At 39.0% G+C, this 10,309-nt stretch carries 10 protein-coding genes; 8 read left to right on the top strand and 2 right to left on the bottom strand.

Translation table 11 applies throughout. The annotated features are described in order from the left end of the window. Nucleotides 1-101: 101 nt before the first annotated feature. On the bottom strand, nucleotides 102-3,836 hold the full coding sequence (gene bchH, locus ACIR310F_RS0111250) for a magnesium chelatase subunit H (protein WP_028083915.1): 3,735 nt from the start codon (nucleotides 3,834-3,836) through the stop codon (nucleotides 102-104). 164 nt (nucleotides 3,837-4,000) lie between these two features. On the opposite strand from bchH, the gene ACIR310F_RS0111245 reads away from it, so the two are divergent. The 4 genes from ACIR310F_RS0111245 to ACIR310F_RS0111230 all read left to right on the top strand — a co-directional run bounded on the left by ACIR310F_RS0111245 (nucleotide 4,001) and on the right by ACIR310F_RS0111230 (nucleotide 7,372). After that, a complete protein-coding gene (locus tag ACIR310F_RS0111245; protein WP_028083914.1) occupies nucleotides 4,001-5,014 on the top strand; it encodes an N-acetylmuramoyl-L-alanine amidase in 1,014 nt (337 codons plus the stop codon). 309 nt (nucleotides 5,015-5,323) lie between these two features. After that, the gene (locus tag ACIR310F_RS0111240) at nucleotides 5,324-6,013 is read left to right on the top strand and encodes an ATP-dependent Clp protease proteolytic subunit (protein ID WP_028083913.1); all 690 of its coding nucleotides are present in this window, start codon (nucleotides 5,324-5,326) and stop codon (nucleotides 6,011-6,013) included. A gap of 42 nt (nucleotides 6,014-6,055) precedes the next feature. Further along, the gene (locus ACIR310F_RS0111235; protein ID WP_028083912.1) at nucleotides 6,056-6,715 is read left to right on the top strand and encodes an ATP-dependent Clp protease proteolytic subunit; all 660 of its coding nucleotides are present in this window, start codon (nucleotides 6,056-6,058) and stop codon (nucleotides 6,713-6,715) included. A gap of 63 nt (nucleotides 6,716-6,778) precedes the next feature. Beyond that, nucleotides 6,779-7,372, top strand: a complete 594-nt coding sequence (locus ACIR310F_RS0111230) for an ATP-dependent Clp protease proteolytic subunit (protein ID WP_028083911.1) — start codon at nucleotides 6,779-6,781, stop codon at nucleotides 7,370-7,372. A gap of 39 nt (nucleotides 7,373-7,411) precedes the next feature. Here the strand turns inward: ACIR310F_RS0111230 and ACIR310F_RS25540 are convergent, their stop codons facing one another. Beyond that, nucleotides 7,412-7,609, bottom strand: a complete 198-nt coding sequence (locus tag ACIR310F_RS25540) for a hypothetical protein (RefSeq protein WP_155963763.1) — start codon at nucleotides 7,607-7,609, stop codon at nucleotides 7,412-7,414. Between the two features lie 93 nt (nucleotides 7,610-7,702). Here ACIR310F_RS25540 and ACIR310F_RS0111225 point away from each other — a divergent pair, with 93 nt between their 5' ends. The 4 genes from ACIR310F_RS0111225 (at nucleotide 7,703) to ACIR310F_RS0111210 (ending at nucleotide 10,272) form a co-directional block, all read left to right on the top strand. Then, on the top strand, nucleotides 7,703-8,302 hold the full coding sequence (locus ACIR310F_RS0111225) for a J domain-containing protein (RefSeq protein WP_028083910.1): 600 nt from the start codon (nucleotides 7,703-7,705) through the stop codon (nucleotides 8,300-8,302). Between the two features lie 22 nt (nucleotides 8,303-8,324). After that, entirely contained in the window at nucleotides 8,325-8,585 is a 261-nt protein-coding gene (locus ACIR310F_RS0111220) for a MoaD/ThiS family protein (RefSeq protein ID WP_028083909.1), read from the top strand. 47 nt (nucleotides 8,586-8,632) lie between these two features. Continuing rightward, complete coding sequence (locus tag ACIR310F_RS0111215; RefSeq protein ID WP_028083908.1) at nucleotides 8,633-9,040, top strand: hypothetical protein; 408 nt, start codon at nucleotides 8,633-8,635, stop codon at nucleotides 9,038-9,040. Between the two features lie 338 nt (nucleotides 9,041-9,378). Beyond that, nucleotides 9,379-10,272, top strand: coding sequence for a bestrophin family protein (locus ACIR310F_RS0111210; protein ID WP_028083907.1), 894 nt, complete (start codon nucleotides 9,379-9,381; stop codon nucleotides 10,270-10,272). Nucleotides 10,273-10,309: the final 37 nt, after the last annotated feature.

Here is a 10,309-nt window from a genome sequence, read left to right as displayed (position 1 = left end):
ACAGGGAACAGGGAACAGGTTTTGGGCAACTTTACTTTTCGTTACTTATGTCGGTTTTTTTCCGTTCACTTACTTACTCTACAAATAGAAAAGAGTTAAATTCATACTTTAACACCTTCCAATTCCTGATCAGTTAAATCATACAATTTTCGCAATTGATCTAATTTATCACCATCAGCTTGCCATAAACCGCGTCCTGACGCTTCCAACATTCTGCCCAAAATATTCTTAAAAGCTTCAGGATTTGCTTTACGTAATTTTTCCGCCATTTCTGGGTCTAAAGCATAAGTATCCGCAGCTTGATCATAAACCCAATCATCTTGAAAATCAGCAGTTCCACCCCAACCAATTAAAGCCGTCATGCGTTGAGAAATTTCAAAAGCGCCACCAGAACCTTGATTAGCCATTGCGTCAGCCCATTTAGGATTTAATAACTTAGTTCTGTATTCCATGCGTAATAAATCATCTAAATTGCGGGGTGTGGTATCTTTAGAAAAACTTTCCACAAAACTGGCTTGTACCTTTTTACCACTTTGTTTTTCAGCGGCCTTTTTCAAACCCCCCGTATTGGCATAATATTCCTGAATATCAGTTAAACCATATTCTACCGAATCTATTTCTTGAACAATGCGATCGCTAGTTTTTAATAATGTTTGTAATACCTCTGGTCTAGCTTGTCCCTTATCATTTCTGCCATAACTAAAGACATTGCGACTTTCCCAAGTATTCCCCAAATCTTCTCCAGATTCCCAATTACCATCAACCACCCTATCATTAACCAAAGAACCGAAATCACCGGCAGGATTAGAGAACAATCTAGCCGAATAATTTTCCACACCTTGAGCTTTTAAAGCCAAAGCGTGTTTTCTAATAAAATTCATATCTTCTGGTTCATCAATTTCCGCAGCCCGTTGAAACAAATCATCTAATAATTCAATGATATTCACAAAACTATCCCGAAAAATACCCGATAGATTTGCTAACACATCAATACGAGGATGTCCAACTTGATCTAGAGGTTTTAAATCATATCTAACAATTCTTCCAGTTCCCTCCTTCACAGGTTCAGCGCCCACCAACTCCAAGAGAATCCCCAAAGATTCACCCTTAGTTTTAATAGCATCCAAACCCCATAATAAAACCGCCACAGTTTCAGGATATTTCTTATTTTCATCCAAAGATTGAGAAATAATTTTTTTAGCAATTTCCTTACCCCTTTCAAAAGCAGCAGGAGAAGGCATTCTATAAGGATCTAAAGCGTGAATATTCCTTCCAGTTGGTAAAACACCAGCACCATCTCGTAACAAATCCCCACCGGGTGCGGGAAGAATAAACTCACCATTTAAACCCCTTAAAAGATTAGTCAACTCATCAGTAGATTGATTTAATAACCTTGTAATTTCCTCCTCCTCTCCGTGTTCTCTGTGCCTCTGTGGTTCGTTTCCAAAATAAGCATCCAAATAACCAGTTAACTCCTCCTGATTTGGTGCTGCACCTAGAGTATGTAAACCAGAAGAGAAAAGACGATTTTCCAGAACTTGCAAATACTCATATAACTTCACCAAATAATGATCAAAAGCGTGATTACTGAACATTCTCACATTTTCCGGTGTAAAAGGAATCCCCAAGCTTTTCGCATCATCAAAAGGACAATCCACCTCCAAACCGGTATCAAGAATTTTCTTACAAATTCCCTCCTTTAGCAGATAATTCTTGGCTGGATCTTCGCGGTATTCTGCAATTAAATCCCGTAAATTTACCAACTCCTTATATAAACCAGCGCGTCCATAGGGAGGGACATTATGAGAGATTAACACCCCATAACCGCGACGTTTAGCTAATATTGATTCTGAAGGATTATTTGCTGCGTAGATATAGAGATTTGGCAGATTTCCTAAAAGAATATCAGACCAGGAATAGCCAGTATTTCCTAAAGGTGAACCTGGCAACCATTCTACAGTTCCGTGCATTCCAAAATGGACAACAGCATCAGCTTGAAAATCATTTTGTAACCATTTATAATAAGCGGCATATTGAGGGTGGGGGGTGAGGTCTCTTTCAAACATTAACCGCATGGGATCACCCTGAATACCTAAAGGAGGCTGGACACCTATCCAGATATTACCTAATTGCACACCACCAATATTAAACTCATCACCATAAGTTTTAATGCCACTACCGGTGAGGTATTTCCATTGTTTTTCTATGCGAGATGTCAACAGATAGCCTAACCATTTTTCTAATGTTTTAGCATTGACTGTATAACCCCCCCTAGCCCCCCCGTAAACGACGGGAGATATGACTCCGACTCCCTCCCTGCTTGCGGGGAGGGTTGGGGTGGGGTTTTCATCTGCTGCTTTAATTTGTCGAATTAATTCTTCTCCGTCTTCGGGAATATCACCAACTGTATAACCCTGTGCTTTGAGTGCATTTAGTAATTTAATTAAACTGCGGGGAACGTTTAATAATGCAGCAGTTCCCACCGCACCATAACCGGGGGGGAAACCATATAAAATAATGGCAATTTTTCGTTCAGAAATAGGTTTTTGTCTCAGGGAAACCCAGCTTTTGACTCTATTAGTTAAACGCTGTATTCTTTCAGGAATCAAATAAATTTGTTCACCGACTAAACCACCTAAAGGAATTGTATCAATTGCACCATCTAATTCTGGTAAGGCATATAAGACAACGCTTTGCAAACCGCCCACACCTTGGCGTGTCCAAGAATAAATATCTTGAATTAATAACGGTGCTGCGACGATATAAGGGACATTTTTGGCCGCTAGAATGCGTTTAGCTACTTCCACCTGTCTTCCCGCTTCCATAGAACCCGCAGGACCACCAACCAGGGGAAAACCGATGGTAGAAACTATGGCATTAATTTTTACCGCTTCTGAGGAAAGGGAAGGGGTTTCCAGATTACCTAGTTGACGCTGTTGGGTTTCGTAGTCGCTGGTCATCCAATCTCTGACGGCTACGTGCCCTTCTACACCGTTGATAAAGATGGGTAGGGGAATTAACCCGGTTTTTTCAAAATGCCGTATCAGTTGGGGAATATAGGGCAGTTTGGTGATGACGTGCTTTCTGTAAAGTAGAATACCAATAACTGGCTTTGTGGGGTGGGCATCTTGCCCGCCTTTCTTAGGTGGGTGAGACACTCGCCCTGCAAGATACCATTGTAAATACTCACGGGGTGAGGTAAAAAAACCTGGATAGTCAGGATGTAATAAGCCCATGTTGGGGGTTTCCGTGGGTGGTGGTATATCTCCAACTTTTAAATCTAAGTATTTTTCTGCAATTGTCCAAAATAAGGAAGCGACATTTTCTGAACCGCCGGCGTTCCAATAACCATAGATAATTAACCAGTTGCGTAGGTCTTGGACTTTTTGGACTGGGATAAATTTTAATAACTTAGGTCCGATTTTCAGGAAACTGATATAACCAGCAAGTTTGTCTTCTTCTTTACCATTAGTGAATTTATCAAGAATGAATTTAATCGGTTTAGGCATTCCTGCGGGTTTGTCACCGATGGCAAATGCACCGATTTTTGTTAAACTAATTAATTCTAGTGCTGACTCGAAAATGAGACGAATGGGAATACTAACGATACGCTCCCGCAACCACATAACTTGGTCATAATCAAAGATTAAACTACCAAAGAAGACATCTGCATTTTTAAGTGCTGTTTCTACTTCGGTGCTGTTTGTGGTAATGTTGCGATCGCTAAAAACTCGAATATCCAAATCTGGACAGCGAGAACTAGCTAAACTAGCCGCTGTTCGGTACAAGTCCGCGTTAAAGGATTCAAATCCAGCAATTAAGACAATGCGTTTCATCATGCTTTGGCTACGAAATATTTCTTTACCTTAATCTTAAACATTTTTGGGGATTAATGGGGGAATCTCTGCCTAGAGATTAAAATTATATCTATGCTTTTTGGAAATAGATTAACAAGTAGTGAATCATTAAAATACCAGTAAAGTTACTCAAGGAGATACAAATGAAATACGGCATTGATATTGGTCACAACTGCCCTCCTGATAGTGGTGCAACCGGCATAAGATCAGAAGATAGGTTAACAATGGAAGTGGGTAATAAGGTGATAGCTAAATTAGAAAGTTTAGGACATACAGTCATTCCTTGTAAACCCAATAGCGCCAGTACAGTAAATCGTTCTTTAGGTGGCCGCTGTGATAAAGCCAATAGTAACCGAGTAGATTTTTTTGTATCTATTCATTTTAATGCCTTTAATGGTCAAGCCAATGGGACTGAAGTATTTGCGATTAGCGACGGTGGCAGAAAAGTTGCCCAAAAAGTATTAGATGAAATTGTCAAATTAGGCTTTTTTAATCGTGGTGTTAAAAGTGGTTCTCACTTGTATGTTCTTAGAAGAACAAATATGCCGGGAATTCTTATAGAGGGTTGCTTCATTGATTCTGCTAAAGATATGCAAATATATGATGGTGAAGCAATGGCCAACGCCATAGTTGCCGGCTTAACAGGTAAAGCAGCAAATACACCTGTAAATCCTGTTCCTAATGTACCTGAAAATCCTGCTCCTAACTTACCCGCAAATCCTGTTGCTAACTTACCCGCAAATCCTGTTATAGACCAAGGAAGCAATAAAGATAAGAGCATTCTGAGACTACAACAGAGTTTAAATCGTCTGAAAATTACAGATAAAAATAATCGCCCCTTAACAGAAGATAATAGCATGGGACCGGCGACATCTTCAGCAACAGAAAAATTTCAGAGAATTGTGGGAGTTTTAGCAACAGGAATAGCAGGTAATACCACCTGGGATGCTATCAATCAAATATTAGCTAAACGGGTGATTCAAGGAACTCATGCCAGTGGTGTAATTATTAGATATTTGCAATATCGTGTAGGTGCTGATCCTGATGGTATTTATGGACCAAAAACAGAAGCAGCCATCAAGAAATTTCAACAGCAAAACGGTTTAACTGCTGATGGTATTGTTGGGGCAATGACTTGGCAGAAATTGATAGATTAGTATCAACTTTTTATAGATTCCCGACCTCTTTAAAAAGTTGGGAATCTGAGTTTTTACCTGCTGGCAATTCTCTGGTCTTCGTTTCCTGAAGATTCCTTCGTGGTTTATCCTTTCGTGACTTGTACGTAAGTCTTATGACTCCTGAATTATCTAAAATAGACCGTATTTTTTCAACCAACTTGAGTTAGAATGTAATATCCTAAAATATAGACTTATTCATCATCAGCGAGAAATCCGCACCCAAAATCAGGTAAGCGTCGCGCTAGGATGTAAGACATTAACGGCATCATCTCAGACTATCAGTTAATTATGGAAAATTCCCCCATCAAGGCAGTTCAAGCTTCTTATTACGGTGACAGTTCCTTCCGCACACCGCCGCCAGATTTGCCTTCTCTACTGTTAAAAGAGCGAATTGTCTATCTGGGAATGCCTTTAGTTTCAGCAGACGAATACAAGCGTCAAATGGGTGTTGATGTAACGAAGCTGATTATTGCTCAGTTACTCTATCTGAAATTTGACAACCCAGACAAGCCCATCTTCTTTTACATCAATTCTACGGGTACATCTTGGTACACAGGTGATGCCATTGGTTATGAGACGGAAGCCTTTGCCATTTGTGATACCATTAATTATATCAAAACCCCCGTACATACAATTTGCATTGGTCAAGCTTTGGGAACAGCAGCGTTGATTCTATCAGCCGGGACTAAAGGCCATAGAGCTAGTTTACCTCATGCCACTATTGTCCTCAATCAACCTCGCAGTGGCACAAGGGGTCAAGCAACAGATATTCAAATTTACGCTAAGGAAGTGTTAGCAAACAAAACAGCTATCCTGGATATTTTCTCCAAAAATACTGGACAGCCCCCCGAAAAAATTGCCAAGGATACTGAGCGAATGTTTTATTTAACTCCCCAACAAGCTAAAGAATACGGATTAATTGACCGTGTTTTAGAAAGCATGAAGGATCTACCCAAACCCCTACCAGTCATCGCTTAAGCTACCTGCAATCATACCAAATTTTGAAGCTAATTATCCATCATGCCTGTTGATTCAGCACTTCGAGTACCTTATAACATTCCTGGTAGTAATCAGTGGCAATGGGTTAGTATTGGTCAACGCATGGCTCAGGAACGCATTCTTTTCTTGAACCAGCCACTTACTACCAATGTGGCCAATTCCCTCGTTTCCTCAATACTGTATCTGGAGTCAGAGGATCAAACTAAACCCATCTATCTTTATATCAATTCTCTCGGTGATCCTGTCCTAGCTGGTATGGATGAAACCGCTGGTATGATGTCAATTAAGGCCTGTTTGGCAATCTATGACACAATACAGTACATTAAGTCAGAAATTGTCACTATTTGCTTAGGTCAAGCCGTGGGTATGGCGGCCTTAATTTTATCATCAGGAAGGAAAGGCAAAAGATTTAGTTTACCTCATGCGAATATCGCCCTGACTCAGTTTAGTGTGGCTACTCGGGGTCAAGCAACCGATATTCAAGTTAACGCTGAAGAAGTTTTGCTGAAAAAATCGGTGATTATTGATATTTTTTGCCAAAATACGGGACAAACAGCCGAAAAAATCTCGAAAGATAGTGAACGTATTTTCTATATGACTCCCCAGGAAGCACAGGAATACGGAATAATTGATCGGGTGCTGGAAAGTACCAAGAATTTAGCAAAATCTCTGCCGGTTTGATCTCCATTCACAATTACGGAAAATCTACAGTTCTATCTTCATAGTCTCTACTAAAATTGTCCTATGCCTATTGGTATTCCCAAAGTTCCCTATCGTCTCCCTGGTAGCACCTACGAACAATGGATCGATCTCGAAGATCGTCTATTTCGGGAGCGAATTATTTTCTTGACAGAGGAAGTAGATGATGGTATTGCTAATGCCATTGTCGCTTACTTACTCTATTTAGATTCCGAGGATCAGAGTAAGCCAATTTATTTGTATATCAATTCTCCTGGTGGTTCTGTAACAGCAGGTTTGGCGATTTACGACACAATGCAGCACATCAAATCTGAGGTGGTGACAATTTGTGTTGGTTTGGCTGCGTCCATGGGATCTTTTCTTTTGGCTGCGGGAACTAAAGGTAAACGCATGGCTTTACCTCACTCCCGGATTATGATTCATCAACCTTCTGGTGGTACTCGTGGACAAGCTTCTGATATCGAAATCGAAGCTAGAGAGATTTTACGGCTACGTCACCAATTAAATCAAATTTATGTTGATAAGACTGGTCAAACTTTAGAGAAAATTGAGAAAGATATGAATCGTGACTTTTTTATGTCTGCTCAAGAAGCTCAGGAATATGGTTTAATTGATCGGGTGATTGAAGAACGTATTTAGGGCTTGCTGATAGCGTAGCGTGGCGTTAGCCATATAAAGCTAAAACCGTTTATTCATAGGGGTTTTGAGGATTTTCCGAACAAAAAAGGGCAAGGTTTTGGCAAATGGAGTCTCAAAACAGTTGCATTTTTCCTTGTCGGATATGGGAAATTGAGGATATCCAGATAGCTGAAACTGTTCCCTGTTCCCTGTTCCCTGTTCCCTGTTCCCTCCCCTCACAGACAACTTTTTCAGCAAACTTTATTTAGATAGTAGGAAATAATTCAAAATTCAAGATGTAAAGTTCATTTGAATTTTGAATTTTGAATTTTGAATTGGAGTTAAGCCAACATGGATCTTCAAGATTGCTATCGTTTATTGGGTTTAAGGTCGGGAGCTTCTTTTGCGGATGTGAAAGCGTCCTATCGCCGATTGGTACAGCAATATCATCCTGATATTAATCCAGATGATCTCAAAGCAAAAGATAAATTTATTGCGGTGAATGAGGCTTATAAATTCCTGCAAATGATCTTATCACCGGAGGAAATTAAGCCACAGTCTCATGACCTGAAAACTCATGTTTCTGGTTTTTCAGAAGTGAAAACGCAGGTAACAACAGCAAATATCAAAGTTACATCTCACCCATCAAATTTGGAGGATATCGAACAACGGTTAAAATGGAAGACTTATGAACAATTACAGCGGTTTTTACAAGCAAGACGTTTTCCCCAAGCGGTCGCTTTGGCGGAGGCTTTACTAGCACGTTTACCAGCAGATGTAGAAGTGCGTCAATGGTTAGCGATCGCTTATCAAATCTGGGGACGGGCTTTAATTACAGAAAAACAGTTCCCAAAAGCCAGAATTTATCTGAAAAAGGCCTTAAAAACCGACCCAGACAATAAAGCTTTATGGGCCGAAGTTCAGCAGGATTTTCAGCGTTTGGGAGTTTAGGTAATGGCCATGGAAAAATTATATGTCTAAATCTGTGATTACTATCACCGTTAAGTTATTTGCTGCTTATCAGGAAGCCTATGGAGTCTCTGAATTGATCTGGGATTTTCCTGATGGTACAATAGTTAAGTCGGTATGCGATCGCTTAATTACTGAACATCCAGAACTGACGCAGTGGAGTCAAATAACTCGCTTTGGCGTTAATTTACAATTCGTGGAAGCAGATACAATTTTACAAAATGGTGACGAAGTGGTTTTAATTCCCCCAGTCAACGGTGGTTAATAAGGACATATTCAAATACATGAAAAATAAATTACATATCATTAAATATGATTAAGTTAATTTTAACAGCTATTTTAATAATTTTCCTGACAGCTTGTAGTAGTATTGCCTTATTACCAACACCAGAATTAGTACAAAAAGCGATCGCATTCCAGCTAGAACAAACCCAACAGCAACTTAACCAACAGCTAGATTTAAACTTCCAAAAATTTGATATTCAACGGATATCTATTACTCAACAACAACCGTTGACCATTGGAAACTTACCAGCTTACCGGGTACAGGGAAATTATGACTTGACAGTGAAATCGCCAAAACGCAGTTTTAAACAAGTGCAAAAACCCTTTGAGGTTTATCTGCAAATTCAGAAAGAAGGTAAAAGTTGGCGGTTATTAATACCAGAAAAAAACTGTCAATATCCTCAAATAAAAGGCAAAAGTTACTTAATTCTTTAAACGTTAAAAGTTCAGTATTTTGGGATAATAGTTAATAAATTCGTCACTGACTGTGTGGGCTTCTCATGAGAACATGAATAAATTTACGACCGCTATAATCGAAAATTCCCAAGCCATGATAGATTAAACGTCTATCAATAGATACAGCACTTCCCGGTATTATGATCTACATATCTAGCGGGCAAGATGCCCGCACCACAAGAGTTTTATGATTCAACTTTGTACCTCATCAGAGCGGAAAACGCTGTATAAATTACAAAAAAACACTAATTAGGTATTGGCAGTTTTCAAGATTTCCTGTATATTATATTTCAATATTGCATCTCCAAAAGGATTTTATGGTAATTGAAAAACCGCAATGGTTTAAAACTGCTTTCCAAATCAAAGGTTCAGTAATTACTGCTATTTACCAACGGGTGATTTTAGCTGGGGCTTTCGGAGTATTAGTTTCTGTACTTTATTATAGTAAAGTTCCGGTTTCCCAACCAATTTTAGCTAGTGTTATTCCTAGTATAGTGTTGGGTTTATTATTAGTATTTCGGACAAATACAGCTTATGAACGTTTTTGGGAAGGGAGAAAATGCTGGGGTTCCATGGCTAATACTATCCGCAATTTAGCCCGACAAATCTGGGTATGTATTGATGAAAAAGAACCGGAAGATAAAGATAATAAAATTTATGCCTTAAATTTACTTGTGTCCTTTGCAGTAGCGACAAAATTGCATTTAAGAAGTGAACCTATCAATAGTGATTTAGAAGCATTAATACCCGAATCTAAATATATCAAATTAAAGATTATGAATAATCCTCCTTTAGAAATTGCTTTTTGGATTAGTGATTATTTACAACAACAGTATAATCGTAATTGTCTCAATAGTTATCAAATGGCTTCTTTGCAAGAATTGTTGAATATTTTGGTAGATAATTTAGGTGCGTGTGAACGAATTTTAAAAACACCAATGCCCCTTGCTTATGCTATTCACCTCAAACAATTATTGTTTTTATACTGTTTCCTTTTGCCATTTCAAATAGTAGAGAGTTTGGGTTGGTGGACTGGGTTAATTTCTGCTTTAGTCAGTTTTACCTTATTCGGTATTGAAGCCATTGGTTTAGAAATTGAAAACCCCTTTGGTTATGATGAAAATGACTTACCTTTAGACGCAATTTGCCAAACCATGAAACGAAATATTGATGATATCATCAGCTTAACTCCTAGTGTGCAAAAATTATAATCAGATCGGAAACTGCTGTAATTTACAGCAAGTAGCT

It is taken from the genome of Dolichospermum circinale AWQC310F, from assembly GCF_000426925.1.
Taxonomy (GTDB): domain Bacteria; phylum Cyanobacteriota; class Cyanobacteriia; order Cyanobacteriales; family Nostocaceae; genus Dolichospermum; species Dolichospermum circinale.
This window is presented reverse-complemented; position numbering and strand designations above follow the sequence as displayed.